Source organism: Singulisphaera acidiphila DSM 18658 (assembly GCF_000242455.2).
In the GTDB taxonomy this organism is placed as follows: Bacteria; Planctomycetota; Planctomycetia; order Isosphaerales; family Isosphaeraceae; genus Singulisphaera; species Singulisphaera acidiphila.
The window spans coordinates 3,001,025-3,022,533 of sequence record NC_019892.1 but is presented as its reverse complement, the minus strand read 5'-3'; the positions used below and the strand labels follow the sequence as shown (position 1 = coordinate 3,022,533).

Genomic DNA, 21,509 nt, shown 5'->3' with positions numbered 1-21,509 from the left:
TTGAATTGTAGTGTGAGCACGACCCACCATCCTTGTCTCGAGGTAATTGTTCCCTTCGTTCCGAAGGTGAGACCTGGTGGGTCGTGTTTACCTAGCATGACATAATTGAAGCGGAATTATTCCCGCCAGGGCTGCCGCCGGAACCAGTCACGGAGAAGTTCGTCGGCGGTGCGATCATCGCCGGGGAGGCGGTCGATGAGAGGCAGATCCTGCGCCCGCACCAGTTGGCGGATCAATGGGTCGTTCTCCCCTGAGTGATCGGGGGCGGTGACCGACGGATGGACAACGACGCAGTCCCAACCTCCAAGGCCAAAGCTCAGTGACCAGTTCATGAGCCAGGCATAATCGTGAATGAAAGATTCCCGGGCGCCTGGTTTGGCCGTGCGCGGGACCGCGATCACAACAAGGTCGGGTGTTGCCGGACGAATTCGTAGTTTGGCATCTTGCTCCAGTTCCGACAGCGTTTTCCCATCCATCGGCCAGGGCGTGACTTCGACCTTGGCATCGGGAGCCTCGGCCTTCAACGCCGCGCGGATTTGGCCGTCGAACGGGGGCATGGCGATGATCCGGATCGGTTGCCCCTCCTTGAGGCGAGCGGCCGTCCGTGGGAGGAATGGGGTCAATAGGGGGACGTCGGCCAGCGTGACGGCTTTTCCGGTCATCGCGTGGGAGATTGTTTCCGCAATCCGCTTGTGGCCATCCATGTTCGGATGGATCTCGTCGCTCATCCCCAGTCGCCAGGCAAGCCCATCACGCTCGCGCTGGGCTTCGAGTTCGGCATAGACGTCGCAGACCGGGACATTGAGACGCTGGCCAACTTCACGAACGACATCACAGTACATGAGCAATTTAGGGGTGGGCCGATCCCCCGTGGTGATCACATTGTTTGGCGTGCAGAGGAGCACTTCCACGCCGGCTCGTTGGCACTGAGCGACGATCTCGCCGAGGTTTTTGCGATACTCTTCGAGCGGTAACCGTGCCACATCGTTCAGGCCGAACATGACGGTGACCAGCGTCGGCTTGTGACGTAAGACGTCGCGGTCGATTCGCGCCAAGGCGTCGCGCGTGGTGTGGCCGCTAATCCCCGCGTTGGTCATGACGATGTTGACTGTGGGATAGGTTCGACGTAAGGCAATCCCGAGCATGTCGGTATACGCCCGGCGTCCCCCGGTGTGGTAGTAGACTCCGGTCACACTGTCGCCGAAACAGACGACTTGCACCGGCTTCCCGCCCTCAAGGGCTTCACGGGTCGACTTGAGAACGGGCGACTTCGGTTCTTCCCAGAACACCCGGGCAACAAACAGAGCCCCTTTCGCCCCGCGTTCACGGGCCGACTTGTCCCACAGTCCCTCGGACACGGTGATCCAGGACTCGCGATCGTTGATCGCCGCTGCACCGAAGTTGCCGAGCTCCGCGCCCCGCTCGGGCACCACCACGCGTTCAGTTTCGCGGATGACGGAGAGTCGGATCGGGTCAAGCTGGGCGAGGAAGAGCGGGGCGCGATGGCGGATGATGTGATCGTTGTTCGCACCTCGCCTGGTATAGACGAGGAACAGGCCGCCGCCGTGCGCGAGCCAGTGTTGTTGCGTGTTGTAGCTCCCAAGCTCCTGCCCATCGTCGAAAGTCCATGCCTTAACGGGGCGGTAATGCAGCCCGTCATCGCTGGCCGTAACGTATCCCTTCAGATCGTTGCGGATCGTCAGGAAATACCGTCCCCCAGCGCGAATGAGCGACGGTTCATAGAGGCCCCGGGCGACGTCCAGGGTCAGCACATTGCCCTGCTCACGGTAGACCAGCTTGTCCCCGTCGAACCCGCATCGAACCATCGTCACGGCATACGGCACCTCGGCTGATCGACCAATGTAGAAAGGTAAGAGGACCGATCCGTCGGGTTCGACGACGAACTGGGCGCACGCGCTGCGGGCTAGGTGAAACGACTCGCCGGCCGGCATCTCGAGTCGCCGCCAGGGAGTCCAGCGACCTGAGTCGGGGTCGAATACCGCGTAGGCCGTCTGGTTGGACCGGTGCTGGTCCTCGAGTTGCTCCCCTTTTTGGCTGTAGCGCACCTGCGCTCCGACCGCGAGAACTTTGCCCGTCGCGGGATGCCAGCCGGGCGTGACGTCCGCGACCGCCACGTCAACGTCCCCTGGCGCACGGACCCAGTCCAGCTCAGCAACGGCGTCGGGCCCGGTCCAGGTCCGGCCCAGGTCCTTGCTCCGCATTACGCTCAAGCCCGAGTAGTGGTCGGAAACATTCAAGTGCTTTTGCAAGGTCATCAGCACGTTGGGATTTTCTGGCGCATCGGGCCGTGGTATCGCTGTCACGCGAGGATGGTACCAGAGGAATTTGCCGTCATCGTGCTCGAGCACGGTATCAAGCCGGGTCGTGAATGGGACGCGAGGCGTGTTGGGCCGGAGTTCTTCGAGGAGCGCGGGGATGATCGCGTTGGCGAGATCCTGGTGCCCTATCGGGTTCGGGTGGTATCCGTCGGTCGTCCATTCCTTCAGGGATTGCCCTTTCGCTTCCGCGTCGGTCCAGCGTGCGAAGTGGTCGACGAGCGGAACGCGACACTCCTTGGCCACCTCACGGCAGGCCGCCATGAACGGGGCGAGGCGGAGATTCCGGTTCTCGCCGAGCCCGTTCAAGGGAGCGTTCTCCGCCTCGCGCGGAGCCGTCATCAAAACGGGATCGATCCCCCGGAGCAGCAGACCCTCGACAATCGCTTTCAGATTCTTCCGGAAATCGCCCAGCGCGATGCGGGGTCCGTCTTTGCCAGGATCGACATAACTGTCGTTTGTGCCATACATCACGGTGACGACTTGTGGCCGAGGCTCGGCAATTGCGTCCAACCGCTTCAGGGCCTGATCGGTCCGCTCACCACCGACGCCCAGGTTGACGACCCGAACGTTGATCCCCTTCGCCTTCAATGCGCGTTCGGCGAGCGCCGCGAATGTCTCCTCAGGACGGACCCCGTCCCGTACCCCCTTCGTGATCGAGTCGCCCAAGGTCACGACGGTCAGTGCGGGCGCGGTTTGGGAGGGCGGAGCCGGGGGAGTCTCGGCCCTGGCGATCGTGAGTAGAAACAGCCATGCGGCCAGGCCAGCGGTTGGTCTTCGTGTCGGTATCATCAAGGGGTCGTCCCGTGTCGGAGGGGATTCTCGTTCACGTCCCGACTTTAGCATTGAAGCGTTGCCACTGCGAGTTTCCCACGGCCTCGGGTCAACCCGTAAATTTGGGCTGCAAGGTCTGCCTCGAGTCCTAAGACTGCAAGACTGCGTGTCGTCAAGATCACGGCTATGGATGAGCAGGCCTGTTGTGGTACAATTGTTATTCAGTGTCATGAGCCCAGCCCCCGGCCCTGATTCGGACGACGTCATGATCGAGACATCGTTGCTGCGAGGTCTATGGACGCCTCGCCATAAGCCAGACGGTGCCAGACGCGATCGGCCCGGACAGTTTGCCACGGTTCTTATCATCATATTCCTGGCCTTGGGGGTGGCTTGGCCGGTTTCCGCGGCGCCGCCGGGGCAGGATGGCAACACGTTCTTTGAGAAGAACATTCGGCCATTGCTGGTCGAGCGCTGCTACGAATGCCACTCCAAGCAGGGCAAAAAGATCCGGGGCGGTCTGAGCCTCGACCTCAAGGACGGCTGGGTGAAGGGGGGTGATCTTGGACCTTCGATCGAGCCAGGCAAGCCGGATTCGAGCATCCTGATCCAGGCTGTGCGCTACGAGGACGAAGACCTGAAAATGCCCCCCAAGGGGAAACTGTCAGAGCGTGAGATCGCCTTACTGACGCAGTGGGTGGCGATGGGAGCTCCCGACCCGCGCACCGGTGAGGCTTCCCCTGCGGCAAAAGCTCAAGTCGATATCGAATCCGGCCGCTCGTTCTGGGCGTTTCGTGCTCCGGTCGACCCTCCTGTTCCCGTAGTCCGGAACACGGCCTGGTCGCGAGCCGCACTCGATCGCTTCCTCCTCGCCGGGCTCGAGGAGAAGGGGCTGCAACCCACGCCCGAGGCCGATAAGCGGACCTTGATCCGCCGGGCGACCTTTGACCTGATTGGTTTGCCCCCCTCGCCTGCGGAGGTCGACGCCTTCCTGGCCGACGAAGCTCCCGACGCCTTTGCCCGGGTGGTGGACCGGTTGCTGGCCTCCCCACACTACGGTGAGCGGTGGGGGCGGCATTGGCTGGACGTCGCCCGTTATGCGGATTCCAACGGCCTCGATGAGAATGTCGCCTACGGCAACTCGTGGCGGTATCGCGATTACGTTGTGAACGCGTTCAACCAAGACAAGCCCTACGCACAGTTTCTTCGCGAGCAACTCGCGGGAGACCTGCTGCCGGCCGAGGGGGATGAGGCGACGACTCGCGAACGACTGATCGCGACCGGATTCTTGGCGCTCGGGCCCAAGGTGCTGGCCGAGCCCGATGAGAACAAGATGGAGATGGACATCGTCGACGAGCAGGTCGACACGGTCGGACGCTCGTTCATGGGGCTCACGCTTGGGTGTGCACGCTGTCACGACCACAAGTTCGACCCGATCGCCACGACCGACTATTACGCCCTGGCGGGGATCTTCCGTAGCACCAAAACCATGGAGACCTTCAAGAAGGTCGCCCGCTGGTACGAGATTCCGCTCGCCACTCCGAAGGACCAGGCTCGTCTGGCGGAACATGCCAAGCAGGTCGCCGAGAAAAAAGCGGCCATCGACGCATTGATCCAACATTCCAACGAGCGGCTCCAGGCGGCGTCAGGGGCGGGATTCGTCTTACCGAAAGCTCCCGAGCCTCTCTACCCCGAAGAGACCAAGGCCGAGCTCAAGCAGTTGCGTGATGCTTTGAGCCAGTTCGAAAAGAAGGCCCCCGTGATGCCCGCCGCGATGGGAGTCACGGAGGGACCCGTCGCCGACGTCCGAGTCCACATCCGTGGCAGTCACCTCTCGCTGGGGGAGACGGTCGCGCGTCGGGTTCCGGTCGTCCTGGCCTCAACGGGCACGCCCAAGTTCAGCGCCTCACAGAGCGGGCGGTTGGAGCTGGCCCGCTGGCTGACCGAGCCTGCAAATCCGCTCACCAGCCGGGTGATGGTCAATCGGATCTGGCGCTGGCATTTCGGCAAGGGCCTTGTTGCGACACCCGACAACTTCGGTGCCCTGGGCGGACGCCCGAGCAACCCCTTGCTGCTCGACTGGCTGGCCCAGCGATTCGTCGAATCTGGGTGGTCGATCAAGGCGATGCACCGCATCATCATGCTCTCGAACACGTACAAGATGAGCTCTGCCTTCAGTCCCGAAGCCGGGCAAGTCGACCCCGAGAACCTGCTCCACTGGCGATTTAGCCCTCGCCGACTTGAGGCGGAAGCGATCCGCGATGCGCTTTTGACGGTCAGCGGCACGCTTGATCCGACCATGGGAGGATCGCTGCTCAACGTCGAGAATCGCGGCTATTTCTTCGATCATACCTCGAAGGATGCCACCAATTACAACGTGGGAAGGCGTTCGGTCTACCTGCCGATCGTACGCAACCATATGTATGATGCGTTTGACCTGTTCGACTACTCTGAGGCCGGCGTGACCAATGGCGACCGGGCCACGACGACCGTGGCGCCCCAGGCCCTGTTCATGATGAACAGCGAACTGGTCGATCAGACGGCACGGACCCTGGCGTCCGACCTGCTGGCCGCGAAGTCGTCCAGCGATGCCGATCGAATCGGCCAGCTCTACTTGCGAGCGTATGGCCGAGAGCCGGTGCCTGCGGAAGTTGCTCGCGCTGGGACGTTCCTCGATCGGTTCGCCGAGGGGATTGCCGCTTATGTGCCCGACGCACCGGAGCGAACCCTTCGCGCCTGGCAGGCGCTTTGCCAGACGCTCTTGGCGTCCAACGAATTTGTTTATATCGACTAACGAGGGCCTGACCGTGGACCAATTCAACTGGGAATTGACCTCGCGCCGCCGGATGCTGAAGGGCTGCGCCACGGGGTTTGGGGCCCTCGCCCTGGCCGCACTCATGGCCGAAGAATCCTCGGCCGCTGCGCCTGCCAAGAAGGTTGACGGGCCGCCTTTACCGCACTTCCCCCCTCGCGCCAAACGGGTCATCTTTCTCTTCATGAAGGGGGGGCCGTCGCACCTCGACACCTTCGATCCCAAGCCGCTCCTGCAGCGCGACAACGGCAAGGAACTCCCCTTCCCCAAGCCTCGCGTCCAGTTTGCCCCGACCGGCAAGTTGCTCGCCTCGCCTTGGAAATTCCAGAAGTATGGCCAGAGCGGGATCGAGGTCAGTTCCCTCTTCCCGAACGTGGCGGGATGCGTTGATGATCTGTGCATCATCAACTCTGTCCACGGCACTAACGCGGCCCACGGCGGGGCCTTGCTGAAACTCCACACCGGCAGTGACAGCTTCGTGCGTCCGAGTATGGGGTCCTGGATCACCTACGGCCTGGGCACCGAGAATCAGGACTTGCCCGGGTTCCTCACGATCTGCCCGACGCTCGCCCACGGCGGCGTGCTCAACTGGGGTTCGGCGTTCCTGCCTGCCCGCTACCAAGGAACCCCGCTCGGCAACGCGAGCGTGCCGTCCGATCGAGCTCGCGTGCGCTACATTGAAAACGAGCGAACCCCTCGCGAGCTTCAACGCCTGCAGCTCGACCTGCTCGCGGACCTGAACCGCGATCACCTGGCGGGTGTCGGCCCGAACCTCGACCTGGAAGGACGTCTCGACTCGTTCGAGCTGGCCTTCCGGATGCAGTCCGCGATGCCGGAAATTCAGTCGCTCGCGGGTGAGCACCCAGCTACCCTGAAGGCCTACGGGCTCGACGACCCGGTGACCGCGAACTTCGGCCGCCAGTGCTTGCTGGCCCGTCGGTTCGCCGAGCGCGGTGTTCGCTTTGTCCAGGTTACCCACAGCGATTCCTACGTGCAGTGGGACCAGCATTCCCAGCTCAAAGAGGGGCACGAGAAGAACGCACGCGAGGTCGATCTGCCGATCGCGGCGCTCCTCAAGGACCTCAAGGCCCGGGGCCTGCTTGAGGATACGCTCGTCCTCTGGGGCGGCGAGTTCGGCCGCACCCCCACCGCCCAAGGAGCCGACGGCCGCGACCACAACCCCGAGGGTTTTACCATGTGGATGGCCGGGGGCGGGGTCAAGGGCGGCTTCAAGTATGGGGCCACGGACGACTACGGCTATTACGCCGTCGACAAAAAGATGCACATCCACGATGTTCACGCAACCATCTTGCACCTCCTCGGGCTCGACCACGAGCGGCTCACCTATCAGTACGCGGGTCGCGACTTTCGCCTGACCGACGTGGCCGGCGAAGTCGCTCACGATCTCTTCGCCTGAACTTCTCTTTTGATTGCCGTGGGTTGGGCTTCACCCGTGGCAGTCACGCTTCTCTTCGTAATTCACTCACGTGATAACACCAAAAAATCAATGCGGCGATACCTTCCGACGAGCAGGTTTGTGGTCGCCCAGAAGGGGCGACCGTAAAATGTCCTTTGCCTGTTTGAACGGTTACCCAGCGAGGCGACAAAAGGCTTAGATTGCCTCTTCTGAATCGCAATTGTCAGCGTCCATGCAAGTAACGCTTGTCGACCTTGGCAGCCACTGTGCCGATGCCGTAGTAGCCGACTGAGATCTGGCCGACGTGGGTCAACAGATCGTAGGCCCGCCAGCGATTCCAGCCGTGCTCCGTCTCCATCCACAAGCTCAAGAGCGCGTAGGCCTGGGCAATAGACCGCTCCATCGGAGCTCCGCTTACGATCGTCATGATTTCGGTGGGTGACTCGATTCGCGGCCAGGTTAGCCGTTTCCCTTTGAGCAGGTTGACAGTGATCGTGGTTTCGGCGGGCATCTCCAGGCCGGTGGCAGACAGCTCGCCGTGGCCCATCGCGGCATGGGCGTCTCCCAGATAAAGGAATCCGCCCGGGATGAAAACCGGCAAGTAAACCGTGTTCCCCGGACAGGTCTCGATGATATCCATGTTCCCGCCGTGCGGGCCCGCCGGCGCGGTTGTGGGGCAACCCCAGTCGGGGGCCGTGCCGATACAGCCAAGCATGGGCGTATAAGGAATGGTGACCGAGTCGCTCCAGTAAATCAGGCCGTCGCGAATCGGGCAGACGTGGGTGCCGTGAGGACAATCCGTTCCCAGCCACTCGCAGAGCTGCTTCGGGTCGGCGGTCCTCGTGGCACACTCTCCAATCGTTGGTCGGATCTCCTGGATCGTCACCGCCAGCGCATCGCCGGGTTCGGCTCCTTCGACCGCGATCGGTCCCGTCAGGGGGTTGCTATAAGGCATCTTGATCTTATCGCGCCGATCGGTGTTGCTGCGGATCTGCCCCGAGAGCGCGTCTTCGCTTGCGACCATGACCGTTTCGCCCGGCTCGATCCGCAGGCGGGGTTCGTGATGACGGCTGAATTCGTAGTAGAGCGGACCGATGGGAAGGCGCTTCATCAGTGACCTCGTGGCGTCTCTCGACCCTGATGGGAACGGTTCTCTTTTCAACTCGTGCCAAGGGTATCAGCGCCGCCTCACTCTTACCGCAACCAACTCGTTGAACTTGGCCGCGCCAGCCCCGAAAGGGGCTGAGAGCTTCTCTTCAATGCGAGAGCTTTGGCGTTGGTGGGCCGGTGAAGTTTTCGTGGATTTGCGGCGAATTGGCTGAATCTGCGTGTTCCTTGCATTCCGTTCCCGCTAACCTCTGGTTTGCGGAAATAACGCGAGCGACAGTTGGCAAGCACCACGCGGACGAGGGCTCCATGAGACATCACAACGGGCGATTGGGACATGCGACGCAGGTCATTGTGGTGATCCTCGCCGCAACGGCCCTCGGGGCTAACGACCCGCCTCGCAACGATCCGGATCGACGAGAAATCATGTTGCCGGGCCTGACCCGCTCCGGAGCCGTGCTCCTCCCGAACGGGTGGACGTTGCAACCCGCCGGGAAGCAATCGCCGCTGGGTGACCTGCCGGTACTCCTGGTCGAGAACCCTCAAGCTCCAATCCTCGCGATCTTGCATGCCGGGTTCGGCGAGCACGAGGTTTGGACCCTCGACGCGAAGACAGGGCGGACAATCGCCCGTACGGCGATCCCGGCCAGTTTCTCCGGCCTGACCTGGTCGGCGGACGGTGCCCGGCTCTATGTCGGAGGCGGGTTCGACGACGTGATTTACGGTTTCGATCACAAGGATGGGCTGCTCTCGAACCAGTCGACCTATCGGTATCCAGACCGTGGCGAACTCCAGAAGACGTCTGAAACAGGCCAAGGAGATAAGAAGCGCCAGCGAGTTATCGCGGGCCTTGCCGTCTCGGCCGACGGCAAGAGCCTTTGGGCCGCCAATGCCTTTGGGCATACGCTTGCGCGATTCGATATCGAGACGCGAACGCTGGTGTCCGAAGTTGAGCTTGGGCTCGATTCGTATCCATACGGATTGGCGCTCGACGAGAATGCGGGGCGGATCTACGTGAGCCTCTGGGGTGCGGCCAAGGTCGCGGTCGTCGATATCAAGGCGAACGTACTTCAGCGCCACTACGAGACCCAAGAGCATCCCAACGAGATGATCACGGCGAAGAAGGGGCAGTACCTCTTCGTTGCCAATGCGAACCGCAATACGGTAACCGTCCTCGACACGAAGAAAGGACAAGCGGTCGAGACGATCAACACCGCGATTGCTCCCAATGCCCCGGCCGGATCCACCCCTAGCTCGTTGGCGCTGACGCCCGACGAGTCGATCTTGCTCGTCGCCAACGCCAACACCAACGACCTCGCGGCGTTCAACGTCAAGGAACCGGGCAAGAGCACACCGCTCGGATTCATTCCGGTAGGCTGGTATCCCACGAGCGTCCGCGTCGGTCGCGACGGCAAAACGCTTTGGGTCACCAACGGCAAAGGCGGGTCATCCCGGGCCAACCGTGACGGCCCCCGCCCTGGCTTCGCGGGAGGGGGAGAGAACCGCACCCGCCAGTATATCGGCGGGCTCCTCCTTGGCACCCTCTCCACGATCCCGATGCCTTCTCCTCGGCAGATGGCCGAGTACTCCCGAACCGTCTACGCATGCAGCCCGATCAAGAAGGACGATCCAGGCGGCGTCACCGGCCCTGAGGCCTCCCAGGATAGCCCTGTTCCGCGCAAAGTGGGTGAACCGTCTCCGATCACTCATTGCGTCTACATCATCAAGGAGAACCGGACTTACGACCAGGTCTTCGGCGACATGCCTGAGGGTAACGGCGAGCCTTCGCTCTGTCTGTTCCCTGAGCAGGTCACGCCCAACCATCATGCATTGGCTCGTGAGTTTGTCCTCCTGGATAATTTCTACGTCGAGTCCGAAGTTTCGGCCGACGGCCACGAGTGGACGATGGGGGCCTACGCGACCGACTTTGTGGAACGCACCTGGCCGCTCGGCTACCGGGGCGACAGTCGCGTTCCGTTTCCGGCCGAGGGGAATTTTGCCATCGCGACTCCGGCTGGCGGTTACCTCTGGGATCGCGCTGCCGCCAAGGGGGTCTCGTATCGGAGCTACGGCGAATTCATCGAGAACGGCAAGACTCCTGCCGATCCGTCACACACGAAGGTCAAGGCCCTCCAAGGCCATTTCGACCCGAAGTATCGCGGCTATGACCTGGCCTACTCCGACCAGAAGCGGGCCGACCGGTTCCTCGAAGAATTGGCCGGGTTCGAGAAGGCTGGCGAAATGCCTCGCCTGATCGTGTTGCGGCTCCCGAATGACCACACATCGGGCACCGCGCCGGGGAAGCCGACGGTTTCGGCCATGGTCGCCGACAATGACCTGGCGCTGGGCCGGGTTGTCGAGGGGCTGTCACGAAGCAAGTTTTGGCCGAAGCTGGCGATCTTCGTGGTCGAGGATGACGCGCAGAACGGCTCGGACCATGTGGACGCCCACCGCACCGTCGCTCTGGTGATCAGCCCGTACGTCAAGCGAAAGGCGGTTGACTCGACGATGTACTCTACCTCGTCGATGCTTCGCACCATCGAGTTGATCCTGGGGCTGGACCCCATGAGCCAGTTCGACGCCTCGTCGCGGCCGATGTCGCCGGCCTTCATCGGGGAGCCGAATCCGTCGCCCTATTCGGTCCGTCCGGCAAACGTGGACCTCAATGAACTGAACCTCCGCACGGCCCCGGGCGCTGAGGCATCGATGAAGCTGGATCTCTCGAAGGAGGACCAGGCGGATGATCTCGTGTTCAATGAGATCATCTGGAAAGCCGTCAAAGGAGCGAACTCGACGATGCCACCGCCGGTCCGCGCGGCGTTTGTGGTTCCACGGGTGGAGGACGACGATGACGACGACGATTGATCCGACCGAACTCCACGGCCTGATCGATCCAGCGGTAGATTGAGAACGGGGTGCGAGTCGAATCGGACCGGAAAACCGGCGTAAGTCCGCTTGTTCGCGATTGCTGGGGATGCGACAATTGTCGTAGCGGGCTGTAACGAACTGGTGAGCCTCCCCTACGAAAGCGGCGTACCCAGATGTTGCTTTCCTCCGATTCGATTCGCGCTCGGCGACACTCACTCACTTGGGAGATGGCCCTGATCGTGGTCATCGCCGCCGATCTGGCTGCACTGCGCCCGGTTTTTCCCTTAGAAATCAGCATTTTCTGGACTTCTTATCCCTGGTCCGTTATGCGTGAGTCCCTCCCTCCCCGTTTCCCCAACCTCGGGCTCGTCATTTTGATCCTTGTGCTGGAGGTCGGCCTCTTCCGGCTGGTCTCACGCCAGGGAGTGAAGCGGACGTTTTGGCTCGGTTTTGAAGTCGCGGGCTGGGCTTGCGCCATCATGTGCTCAGTCTTTGCCCGGACGATCTGGGGACAGGTCCGTTTGCTGTTTGAGGGAGGCTTCCTCGGCCGAGAGATCGGTCAGCCGTCGGATATGGGCCGATTCGTCCTCTTCGTGGGCGGCCTCCATCTGCTGATCTCCCTCGCCATCGCGTTCCTCATCGGCAATCTTGCATGCTCAGTCTGGCGTCGTCGAAGGCCATTGAGTAGCGGATCAGAAAAGGACCCTCGCCGAATGTCTGCGGGCTAAGAGCTTCGGAGGGCAACCCGCCCCGCTCGCATTCTTAAATGCAAATTGCGGCGCATGGCACCAAGCCGAAGAAATGCGTCCATTTTGCGTTAGAAATGCGTGCTCAGGCTCTTTACGCCGCAGTACGCTGAGCCTACGTTGGCTTCGGGGGGGCTTTTCATCACGAACAGATTAGGGGCCGCGCTCTCTGCGGTTGGCGCTACCTCCATGTTATCCTCCTCTTGGCCGGTGTTTCCAGCACGAGCGAGTTCGGGCTTGGGACGCGAGATTCCCGTTGGTGGCTGACGGGTTCCAGAACCATAAAAAGAGGGTGGTCAACGCGATGAATTCGGTGGGAAAGATCGCGATCGTCACGGGTGCGGGGTCGGGAATTGGCCGGGCGACGGCCGTGGCTCTCCTGCATGACGGGTATTCGGTGGTGCTGGCAGGACGCAGGTCGGACGCTCTTGCCGAGACTGTCGTGCACGCGGGATCGGCTGGGGGACGTGCCCTCGCCGTTCCCACCGATGTGAGCGCCCCTGCGTCGGTTCAGGCGCTCTTTGATACGACGAAGGACGCTTTCGGACGCCTCGACCTGCTGTTCAACAACGCCGGGACGGGTGCTCCGGCCGTCCCCTTGGAGGATCTGACGTTTGAGCAGTGGCAGCGGGTCGTCGATATCAACCTGACCGGCGTCTTTCTCTGCACCCAGGCGGCCTTCCGGCTTATGAAAGACCAGGAACCGAGGGGCGGCCGAATCATCAACAACGGCTCGATCTCGGCGACCACGCCCCGGCCGAACTCCGCGCCTTACACGGCCACCAAGCATGCGATCACGGGCTTGACCAAGTCGACGGCGTTGGACGGCCGCAAGTACGACATCGCCTGCGGCCAGATCGACATCGGCAATGCCGAGACCGAATTGACGGCCCGGATGAAAAACGGGGTGATCCAGGCGAATGGCGAGAGCGCCGTCGAGCCGACGATGGATGTGGAGAATGTCGCTCGAACCGTGCTGTACATGGCCAGCCTGCCTCTTCAGGCCAATGCCCTCTTCATGACCTTGATGGCGACGAAGATGCCCTTCGTCGGTCGCGGTTAAACGCCGATGTCAACCTGCTTGCGAACGGTTCACTCCAGGTCGTCCGGAGTCTCCTTCGACGCTTCAGGCATCCGCAATTTCGAGCCCGGTTCTTCCCCTTCGGGGGCCTGTGCCAGAACGCGGAGCAGAAGCTCGTGTCCCTGGTAGGCTCCCTTGATCCAGACAAACGGGCCGTTGCCGTCCGGCCAGCCGATCGTCGTCCAGCCGAAGTCCTCGACCCGCTCGAATGCAGCGCGCACCGCCTCCAGGTCCAGCGAGAACGCGGGAGAGACCACGGCCCCATCGTCCGCGCCGCCGATCAGTTCGACGGGCGTTGGATAGATATCGACTTCCCAGTCCCCATCCTTTTCCCCATAGAGGATTCCCAGCGGTCCCATGAGGTTGTCGGCTGCAAGGCATGCGCCCACTGCCTCGATCAGGGAGTCGAGCCAGTTTGCGTCGCGGCTGTCGACTAAATCTCGCGGACCTTGGAAAAGCTGACGGCCCGACTCGTTTCGCCGATCGAACTCCTCGCGATTCTTTCGGAAGAGCTCCGCGATCTCGTGTTCACCGTGTTCGTCGAGTTGGGCGGTGAAGATCGCGGCCCAGGCGCGGTGATACTCTTCAAGAACGCGCTCGTGTTCCTCCGAAGTATCGCCCGACTCCGAGTCCCCTTCCTCGTTCAAGGAGTGGGCCGCTTCAAGGGCCTCCAGGCGGTCGTCGAGTTCGCGAAGCGCGGTCTCCGCGTGTTTGCTGGCGAGGGCGTCAACCTGCCAGGCAATCAAGTGAAAACCTGCGTCGGCGGGAAGCAGTTGGGAATCCCGGATCTCCTGATAGACCGACAACCGGTCGGTCTCTGAGGAGTCGGGCCCCAGGCTTTGCCAGCGATCGTACCAGGGCGGACGATTGGGAAGTGTTTTGAGAAGATTTGCGAGAGTTGCATCGATCGAGTTGTGGTGACTGTCGCTCTGGTCGGCGTCCATGATCGAGCCTCGACAGGAGAGTATCGCGGAAAAAAAGGGACCGCGACTCGCCTGAGTCCCGGGTCCCTTCCGTCCTTTTGTATGTATCACGCTAACTTCACTGGACCCTGCTCGGTTGGAGAAAAGAGTTCCCTTGAGATCCAAGATAATCCCTCAGGGGTCGTAAGACCACTTCACGCTGCGAATCCCAAGGTTCGGTGGCACGCGGAAGCGGTCTCGAGACAGACGGACCCTGAGGTTTAAAAAAAGGGGTGAACGTGGGCTTCAAGGGACGATGGCCAAGACCCAGTCGTGGCCGTGGTCGGGTCCTGGATGGCGAGCCGTTCCATCGGTGCCCGCCTTGATCTCGCCCAGGGGTTGTGAGTGCCCTGTGACAGGATCGAACCCGATCAGGCGATACGAGCGGTTGGCGGTCAGGCCCCGGATCAGGATCGGCTTCGAGTGCAAGGCATAGATGATTTTCGGGCCTTCCGCCAGGCCGAAGGCGAGCGGCGGAAAGAGCGGTCGAGATGTGATGGCTCCCCACGGATTGCTGCCAGCCGGCCCCAGGTCCGCGACGGTCGACCAGCCGGAGTCGTCAAATCCGGGCTCACGCCATTGAGGACTTTCATCGCGGCTCGAGCGCCAGTCCGGTCCGGTGCCGAGCCGGACGACGCGCCCGTCCTCGTATTCGACCGAGAGGCCGGCGATCAACCCGGCCGGATTGAGCGCGACCGGGGCGGGTCGATTTTCCACCCGGACGGCGATTGCGTTCCGCCCCGGGATCAGGTCCGATGTGACGTCGATGGGGTCGTGATCTTTCCAGCCTGCCGCGGCGCCGACCTGCCGGCCGTTGACCCAGGCCGTGAAGTGGTCGTCGGCCCCGATCCGCAACCGGGCGCGTCGCACCTTCCCGGCGGGTAGGTCGATCGACTTCCGGAAGCTCCGGGCTGCCACCGGCGCGTCCTGTCGGGCATCCCCCTCGGGAAACCAGACCCAGTGCCCCAATTCGGGCGCAGGATCCGGAGCCTGATCGTCCCAGGCGACCGAGTCAGGGAGCGGCTCGAAGCGATGCCAGGGAAATCCTTCGAGGAATTTCTTCCCAGCCCCGACCTGCGATGAGCCCGGGAGCTTCATTGCGTCGTCCCACGGAATCGTGCCGTAGGTGCCTCCCGTGGGCGAATTGCCGTGCGGCTGCTCGCGGCGGTTGCACTGCCAGATCCCGTTCGCTCCATACGTATGCCCGGCCGAGCCGCTGGCCATGCAGATCCAGAACATTGCTCGAGTCCACTCGGCCGGGATCTGGCCAAGCAGTTGTTCATAACTCGCTTCGCCATCAATGACCGGCATCGTCGGCTTGGCGGCATACGAGTCGCGGGCAGCTTGGAGCGTGACGTCGGCGGCCTCGCGCTGTCCGTGCGGGGTTTGCAGCATGTCAAAATCGAGCAGGCCTGAGTCGTCGGTGGCATGTCGGGCGGTGTAGGGCCCGAGCGCAGTCGGGTGGATCGTCAACGGGCGACGAAACGGGTCGATGGTACGGACGTAGCGGAGTACCTCAGTCCACCCGTGAACTTGCTCGCGGTCGTCGAAGGGGAACCCTTTGGCAAGATACCAGGGCAGGTTCGCTTCGCCCGCGACGCACCAGGTCACGGGCCAGGCGCCGTAGCGGGCAACGAGATAGCGCCAGTGCGCTTTCGCCTTCTCGGTCCCCATCCAGGGCTGGAAATAACCCCACATGCCTACGATACAAGGCGAGAGACCCTGGTCGACGAGATGTCGGATCCTGCCGTCCGCCGCGTCGAAATACTCCGGGCGAATGCGGGCGTAGTCCTTCTCCCACGGGAAACCGGCTTCGTTGGCACCCCGAGGGTCGAACGGATGCATGTCGGGATAGAGGCCGGCCACGATCTGGACGACCGTGAAACCTTTCGCTTTCCGATCCGTCGTCAAGCGGGCAAACTCATCGGGAAAGTGGAGGCGATGACAGAGGCCCATCCACCAGGTGTCGCCGAGCCAGAAGAACGGAGTTCCGTCGGTATGCTCGAAGTGGCGACGGTCGTCCGCCACGCGAATCGGACCGTGCTTGAAAAGGGGATTCCCGCCATCATACGCCGCGATCTCGACATGTCCCTCAATCCCGTGCAGCCCTTGGTCGTTTGCGTCCGCGCACTCTGACCGGTATCGGTGAATCCCGACCTCCCCCGAGGCATATCGGACCTTCCAGGCCCCGTTTCCCGCCCAGAATGCGGGCACCCGTAACGACCGGCCGGTGGGCGTTTGAAAGAGGACGTCGAGAGTCAATCCAAACGGGTCGGCGTGTTCGCTGGCCGCTCGAAACGAAATCTCGACCGGGACGTTTGCCCCTGTCTTCGTCTCGTCCCCCTGCGTCACCCGGGGCCCGAGAGTCAGCGCAAGCACGCCGGCCGCTAATCCCACGACGCGCCAACCAAGCCTTTTTGTCTGCACGAGGTATTCTCTTCTGTGAACATAACGTAAAAATGTGGCCGTTCAGGAGCGGCCGTTTGAATCGGAACTGGTGCCGCTCCCAAGACCCTCGCCCCACCTTAACCGTAGCGACTCGTCCGAGCAACGACCGCGAGGTTCTATCCAGTGATCCGAGGTTTTGGTATGCTTTTAGATGGGGCAACGGACGGTGTGGAATGGTTTGTTTTCTGGATTCGGTCGTAGTTCTGTACGGTTTTCTCCCGCAGGTTTCATTCTCATTCGGGATTTCCGCGGAATTCGCCTGTTTACGACCCCGAGAATTATGCCCTGAGGGTCGCCATGCTTTTGATGCCTTATTCAAATTTGGATAAAAAGCCGTACGTGGATCAGCTAACTCCGAACGGGCACGGAACGGATTCGAAAGCGAAACTCGCCGAAATTGCCGCCTCGGATCATCCTTGGGAGAGCACGGTTTTCAGCAGGGGCACCCGGAAGCGGAGGGCCGAAGGGATCGACCCCGGTTCATTCCGATTGGGATGGGATTCGAAAGGTTCATCGGCCGACACTGGCAGGTGACTTTGTCATCATGATCCCCGCGCCTTCCCCACCGGAAAGCAGACCGCTCCCCAGGAGAGCCGCCGATTGGACGAGGCGGAGACCGGCAGCATAAACTTCGTGATTGACCTCGAGCCGCTTCAGAAGCGTTCTGGCGAATCAAACCCATACGTCGACCGGGCCAGTTCGGTCCGTTCTTAATCGTGTCTTAAAGATGCGCCCGCCGTGCGATTGCTGACTGGACCTCTAACCTTTGGGCGGACCACTCTATGAATAGCTACCCAGCAAACGAAGAACGAATCTCTGAAATCGAGCGAGGCCGAAGTTGCGGGGCCGTTGTCCCGTTGCCCCCTGGCGGCTCGCTCGCGGTTGGAGACACCGTTCTCTTTGCGCTCTCCCAGTCTCGGGCGGGCCAGCAGCCCTCCTACGTCAAAGGGGGGGATTCGGTCCTCGTCTCGCTCACGGACGTTGTCGACCTCGGAACGACCGATCCGATCACCGGACAAGCACTCGTTCAACTCAGCTGGAAGCCGCTGGGGCAGGAAACGACCCCCGTCCCTGCCACCAAGCGCAACGCGAAGGCTCGGAACTCGCACAAGGCTGTGTGATCGCTCAAACCGCGCCAAGGGTGAGCCGAACTTTGTCTTCAAGGTTCACCGTGGCGCACGCTTCGCGTCATTCGTCGCCTGAGGGACCATACATTCCCGGGACGGGGATGTCGTTCAATCGCAGATAGACACAGAGAACAGCCCGGTGATGAATCGTGTGGTTGACCACCAAGCTTCGAATGACCGCGGTGCGGGGCATGGTCAAGATGGTCTGGCCTTGGGAAAGCAGTGACCATTGCTGTTCGAACGCTTCGTCCGTTGTCGACGCGAGGGCTTCGCGGGCCGCCGCGACGTTCTTGTCGAAAATCTCAAGCAGTTGCTGTCGGCTGGTCGCCTTCGGGGTCTGGTAAGGCTCGCCTCCCACGGGATTGATATCCCAGGTCTCGTGCTGCAGCGTGCCTGGAACCCAACCCGGAATCTCAGCCAGGTGCGCTCCCACCCAGCCAATCGTGTTGGACTTGGGGTGGGCCTTCCAGTCGAGCTTGTCATCCGGAATGCGCTCGAGAACCTTCCGCGTGTTCGCCATCTCCTGATCGAATTCGGGCACGATCGATTTGCCAAAGCTCATGGTCCCCTCCCTGAAATCACAAGTAAACTTGAAGATCGTCACCAGTTTGGCAACGTTACCGGCGAGCGATACATTTGTCCATAGCGATGCAATTGGTCGAAGATTTGAGAGCGGTTTTCGGAGGTTGGGGACCCAGGCTTCCCAGGGAACGCAGCCGAATGGGTGACCGCTCTCGTTCTCAATCGGCTAATGCCCGTTGTTGGCGACTTGTTTGACAGGATTGTCTGCAAGTTTTGGATCGCCTGGTCCGTCGTCCTTGCTATGTATTTGGGCATGCGAGCGAAGCGAGGATCTTTCGCGGCCCCGAGAAAGTCCGTCGACCGTGCATGGCGACGAGGTTGTCCACGAGTGCGACGTCCCCTTGTTGCCAGGGAATGTCGAAGGTGAGTTCCTCCGCCAGTGCGATGGCGACTTGCACGGCGGTTCCGTCCAGAGGGGCGCCATCGCCGAACGTGATCGATTTTGCCGGATCGTTGCGGCTGTCCTTCCAGCCACAGTAGGCTGCGATCAACTGATTGAAGAAGGAGCTTCGGCCGGGCGCGAGCGTGTGGACTGCGGGAAGGACGGGGGTCGTCGCGCGGAGGCAGCCGTCGTCGAGCCACTCCCAGTGATAGCCCAGATTTTTGAGACGTTGCTCGGCCTCTTCGCGGGTGTTGGCGCGGAGGGTGCTCTGCCAACTCCGCCCCATCCCTGAGTTCGGATCGTTCGAGGAGGGCATGACGTTGGAATAGGTCAGCCCTTTCTCCACACAAGCTTGGGCGAAGTCGGGACAACGCTCGACCAGTCGACTCCAGAGTAGGTCGGATCGACAGATTGGCGTCGCTCCCCCCTGCTCTGCCGGCTGCTCACAGAAGAAAAAGAGCCGGCTCGGATAGCGTGGGGTTTGCGCCATCTCATGGTGCAAGAAAATCTCGACCGTCGAAGGGGCTTCATTCGCCGTGAAAACGCGAGGTGTACGATTGACTCGAACCGCGTTCGACAGCGAATCTTCGTACGGGAAATTCTCGAACTCGAAGGCCGCGATGAATCGGTCGAAATCCTCGGCCGAGGCCAGCGGGAAGCCTCGGAAGAGGACGGCACCGTGGCGGTGGGCCTGGTCGCAGAATTCTCCGCGGTTCAACCCGATCCAGGCCTCAATGGTCTCGAAGTCGACGGCCGGTGTGGCACACTCCCATGCCAGTGGGAATGGTGCGCCATCATGCCATTGTTGACCCGGTACAGCCAGGGGAGAGATTTGTATCTGTGATTCGTTCATTTTCTAATCTCTGAAATGAGCTCATTCATAAATCGGGCAGAATGTGTGGAACGCGGCCTCACAGAAGACCCCCGGGTCGTTGAATCGGCGGTTCCGATTCAGGGCGGAGATCGAGCGCATCTCGTCGTCAGTCAGCGCAAAGTCAAAGATCGATCGATTTTCGACCATTCTCTCGGACTTGGATGTCTTGGGAACGATGGCGGTTCCACGTTGCACACCCCAGCGCAAGACTACCTGCGCAGGAGTTTTGCCGTGTCGCTGAGCCAGGTCGCGTACGACCTGCTGCTCCATCACCGATTCCTCGAGAGACGCTGCGCCCAAGGGAACGTACGAAGGCGCTCCGAGCGGTGAGAAGCCGGTCACCGCGATCCCCTCCTCGTGACAAAAACGGAGGAGTTTTTCCTGGGTGAGGTAGGGGTGAAGCTCGACCTGCAAGACAGCGGGCCGGATCTTCGCGTACGAAAGCAGGTCGCGAAGCAATGCCGTATTGTAGTTGCAAATGCCGATGTTTCGTACGAGCCCAGATCGGACGAGTTCTTCCATGGCCTCCCAGACTTCATGGCGCGGAACCTTGGCGAGTTTCATCCCTCGCTCCGGATGCGCGAGGTCTGAGATCCATCCCGGGGGATATTGCCGCTCGAAGGGCACGTATTCCATGGCAATCGGGAAATGGATCATGTACAGATCAAGCGAGTCGAGGCCGAGGTCGCGCAGGCTGCGTTCCACCGCAGGGCGGACATGTTCCTTCGCATGATACGTGTTCCAGAGCTTCGAGGTCACCCAAAGCTCGTCGCGGCGACAAGTCCCCTCTGCGAGGGCCTGGCGAATTCCTTCGCCCACTTCCACTTCGTTGCCGTAGTCGCAGGCGCTGTCGAGATGACGGTAGCCGTTGCGCAACGCTTCACGGACGGATCCGGCCGCGTCGGCCCTGTCGATCTTCCAAAGGCCGAGTCCGACGAGCGGCATCTCGTCGCCCGAGTTGAGCTTTATTGTCGTAAGCATTCGTAATTCTCCAGTGCGTGAGCGAACTTGAACGCATGGCTCAACGGTGGGTGGCCACGTCAAAATGAGAGCGGTTTTCGTCCGGGTGGCCCCCTGCCACCCGGACGAAAACCGCTCTCATCTCGGGTTGAATTCGACGTTCTCAGTCTTGCGAGACAACAAAGAATTGAAGGGTTTTCATGAGCCACTTATCCCCTTCTTTGATTCTCAGCTGGACGAACGGGAATTTCCCCGGATTGGCCACGTTCGGCTGAAAGATCCCCTGGACGATCATGAGGTCGGGGGCGATGAACCGGGCGTATTCGACGCTGTTCTTTGACGTCGTTTTCTCATTGGGGTCTTTGAACAGGTCGCGATAGATCCCCTCAATCTCGGCACGCCCACTCTTCGTCCCCAGCTCGACCTCCCCTGAATCCTTCTTGGAGTACCAGAAAATCTTGGCATCATCGGTGTACGTCGCGGCCATGGCGGCGGCATTCTTGGTGTCGTACATCGCGGAACCCTGATCGAGAATCGTCTGCGCCAGCTTCTTGGCGTCCACTTCCTGGCTCCAGGCCGTCGTCGGCAAGACCAGTGCGAGAGTGATCAGGGTAAAGCGCAACATCAACGAGCCTCCAAAAGAAACAAAAAAAGGGGTTCCGCTCGTTATTGCCAACGAGGAATCCCCAACTCATTTAAACGAACCGAGGACGTTGTACGGCCATTCCGATCGTATCCAGCGTATCCAGTGAATGCCAGAAACTTGGCATCCGTTGGAGTAATGCCAAAGCCCAACGGCTGAGGGGTGAGCAGGCGATGAGGCTGGCCGCGCATTCATGGCCTGGGTCCTGGGCGACTCAACCACGGTGTTGGTCATCCTCCTTTGCGCAGGAGTCGGTCTTGTTGCATGTATGCAATCAACGCGATCATTTCGATCCGAAAATTCCGACTTTGAGGATCGTGCGAATATTGTCGACAGCCAGGAGCCGTCTCCTGAATCTTCAAACAAGATCGCCGCATCGACAACGCCCTATTG

14 protein-coding genes are annotated in these 21,509 nt (G+C 61.3%); 6 read left to right on the top strand and 8 right to left on the bottom strand.

Translation table 11 applies throughout. From position 1 onward, the window contains the following. Nucleotides 1-116 precede the first annotated feature (116 nt). A complete protein-coding gene (locus SINAC_RS12020; RefSeq protein WP_015245906.1) occupies nt 117-3,128 on the bottom strand; it encodes a GDSL-type esterase/lipase family protein in 3,012 nt (1,003 codons plus the stop codon). Between the two features lie 247 nt (nt 3,129-3,375). Between SINAC_RS12020 and SINAC_RS12015 the strand changes: the two genes are divergently transcribed. Both SINAC_RS12015 and SINAC_RS12010 read left to right on the top strand, forming a co-directional pair. Beyond that, nucleotides 3,376-5,901 (top strand): PSD1 and planctomycete cytochrome C domain-containing protein, encoded by a 2,526-nt coding sequence (locus SINAC_RS12015; protein ID WP_015245905.1) that lies wholly within the window; start codon nt 3,376-3,378, stop codon nt 5,899-5,901. Between the two features lie 52 nt (nt 5,902-5,953). Beyond that, the gene (locus SINAC_RS12010) at nt 5,954-7,336 is read left to right on the top strand and encodes a DUF1501 domain-containing protein (RefSeq protein WP_174377936.1); all 1,383 of its coding nucleotides are present in this window, start codon (nt 5,954-5,956) and stop codon (nt 7,334-7,336) included. A gap of 223 nt (nt 7,337-7,559) precedes the next feature. Here SINAC_RS12010 and SINAC_RS12005 read toward each other — a convergent pair whose 3' ends face one another. Continuing rightward, nucleotides 7,560-8,447 carry an acetamidase/formamidase family protein gene (locus SINAC_RS12005; RefSeq protein ID WP_015245903.1) on the bottom strand — a complete coding sequence of 296 codons (888 nt, stop codon included), beginning with the start codon at nt 8,445-8,447 and terminating at the stop codon, nt 7,560-7,562. A gap of 305 nt (nt 8,448-8,752) precedes the next feature. Between SINAC_RS12005 and SINAC_RS12000 the strand changes: the two genes are divergently transcribed. The 3 genes from SINAC_RS12000 to SINAC_RS11990 all read left to right on the top strand — a co-directional run bounded on the left by SINAC_RS12000 (nt 8,753) and on the right by SINAC_RS11990 (nt 13,120). Then, nucleotides 8,753-11,308, top strand: a complete 2,556-nt coding sequence (locus SINAC_RS12000) for a bifunctional YncE family protein/alkaline phosphatase family protein (protein ID WP_015245902.1) — start codon at nt 8,753-8,755, stop codon at nt 11,306-11,308. A 176-nt stretch (nt 11,309-11,484) separates the two neighbouring features. Next, nucleotides 11,485-12,039 (top strand): hypothetical protein, encoded by a 555-nt coding sequence (locus tag SINAC_RS11995; RefSeq protein ID WP_015245901.1) that lies wholly within the window; start codon nt 11,485-11,487, stop codon nt 12,037-12,039. A gap of 322 nt (nt 12,040-12,361) precedes the next feature. Then, nucleotides 12,362-13,120 (top strand): SDR family oxidoreductase, encoded by a 759-nt coding sequence (locus SINAC_RS11990; protein ID WP_015245899.1) that lies wholly within the window; start codon nt 12,362-12,364, stop codon nt 13,118-13,120. A 29-nt stretch (nt 13,121-13,149) separates the two neighbouring features. On the opposite strand, the gene SINAC_RS11985 is transcribed toward SINAC_RS11990, so the two are convergent. Both SINAC_RS11985 and SINAC_RS11980 read right to left on the bottom strand, forming a co-directional pair. Beyond that, nucleotides 13,150-14,082, bottom strand: a complete 933-nt coding sequence (locus SINAC_RS11985) for a hypothetical protein (protein WP_015245898.1) — start codon at nt 14,080-14,082, stop codon at nt 13,150-13,152. A 264-nt stretch (nt 14,083-14,346) separates the two neighbouring features. Next, nucleotides 14,347-16,527, bottom strand: coding sequence for an apiosidase-like domain-containing protein (locus SINAC_RS11980; RefSeq protein ID WP_015245897.1), 2,181 nt, complete (start codon nt 16,525-16,527; stop codon nt 14,347-14,349). Nucleotides 16,528-17,330: 803 nt separating this feature from the next. Between SINAC_RS11980 and SINAC_RS11975 the strand changes: the two genes are divergently transcribed. Next, a complete protein-coding gene (locus SINAC_RS11975) occupies nt 17,331-17,669 on the top strand; it encodes a hypothetical protein (protein ID WP_015245895.1) in 339 nt (112 codons plus the stop codon). Between the two features lie 67 nt (nt 17,670-17,736). Here SINAC_RS11975 and SINAC_RS11970 read toward each other — a convergent pair whose 3' ends face one another. The 4 genes from SINAC_RS11970 to SINAC_RS11955 form a co-directional block, all read right to left on the bottom strand. Then, nucleotides 17,737-18,237, bottom strand: coding sequence for a DinB family protein (locus SINAC_RS11970; RefSeq protein WP_015245894.1), 501 nt, complete (start codon nt 18,235-18,237; stop codon nt 17,737-17,739). A 259-nt stretch (nt 18,238-18,496) separates the two neighbouring features. Next, nucleotides 18,497-19,492, bottom strand: a complete 996-nt coding sequence (locus SINAC_RS11965) for a TauD/TfdA family dioxygenase (protein ID WP_015245893.1) — start codon at nt 19,490-19,492, stop codon at nt 18,497-18,499. Between the two features lie 21 nt (nt 19,493-19,513). Continuing rightward, a complete protein-coding gene (locus SINAC_RS11960; RefSeq protein ID WP_015245892.1) occupies nt 19,514-20,494 on the bottom strand; it encodes an aldo/keto reductase in 981 nt (326 codons plus the stop codon). A 142-nt stretch (nt 20,495-20,636) separates the two neighbouring features. Then, nucleotides 20,637-21,098, bottom strand: coding sequence for a hypothetical protein (locus SINAC_RS11955; protein ID WP_015245891.1), 462 nt, complete (start codon nt 21,096-21,098; stop codon nt 20,637-20,639). Nucleotides 21,099-21,509: the final 411 nt, after the last annotated feature.

Excerpts from the sequence above, each read along its gene's own strand:
- SINAC_RS11975 (WP_015245895.1), top strand. The coding sequence starts at position 17,331 with ATGAATAGCTACCCAGCAAACGAAGAACGAATCTCTGAAATCGAGCGA.
- SINAC_RS11995 (WP_015245901.1), top strand. The coding sequence starts at position 11,485 with ATGTTGCTTTCCTCCGATTCGATTCGCGCTCGGCGACACTCACTCACT.
- SINAC_RS12015 (WP_015245905.1), top strand. The coding sequence starts at position 3,376 with ATGATCGAGACATCGTTGCTGCGAGGTCTATGGACGCCTCGCCATAAG.
- SINAC_RS11990 (WP_015245899.1), top strand. The coding sequence starts at position 12,362 with ATGAATTCGGTGGGAAAGATCGCGATCGTCACGGGTGCGGGGTCGGGA.
- SINAC_RS11985 (WP_015245898.1), bottom strand. The coding sequence starts at position 14,082 with ATGGACGCCGACCAGAGCGACAGTCACCACAACTCGATCGATGCAACT.
- SINAC_RS12005 (WP_015245903.1), bottom strand. The coding sequence starts at position 8,447 with ATGAAGCGCCTTCCCATCGGTCCGCTCTACTACGAATTCAGCCGTCAT.
- SINAC_RS12010 (WP_174377936.1), top strand. The coding sequence starts at position 5,954 with ATGCTGAAGGGCTGCGCCACGGGGTTTGGGGCCCTCGCCCTGGCCGCA.
- SINAC_RS11960 (WP_015245892.1), bottom strand. The coding sequence starts at position 20,494 with ATGCTTACGACAATAAAGCTCAACTCGGGCGACGAGATGCCGCTCGTC.
- SINAC_RS11955 (WP_015245891.1), bottom strand. The coding sequence starts at position 21,098 with ATGTTGCGCTTTACCCTGATCACTCTCGCACTGGTCTTGCCGACGACG.
- SINAC_RS11965 (WP_015245893.1), bottom strand. The coding sequence starts at position 19,492 with ATGAACGAATCACAGATACAAATCTCTCCCCTGGCTGTACCGGGTCAA.
- SINAC_RS12000 (WP_015245902.1), top strand. The coding sequence starts at position 8,753 with ATGAGACATCACAACGGGCGATTGGGACATGCGACGCAGGTCATTGTG.
- SINAC_RS11970 (WP_015245894.1), bottom strand. The coding sequence starts at position 18,237 with ATGAGCTTTGGCAAATCGATCGTGCCCGAATTCGATCAGGAGATGGCG.
- SINAC_RS12020 (WP_015245906.1), bottom strand. The coding sequence starts at position 3,128 with ATGATACCGACACGAAGACCAACCGCTGGCCTGGCCGCATGGCTGTTT.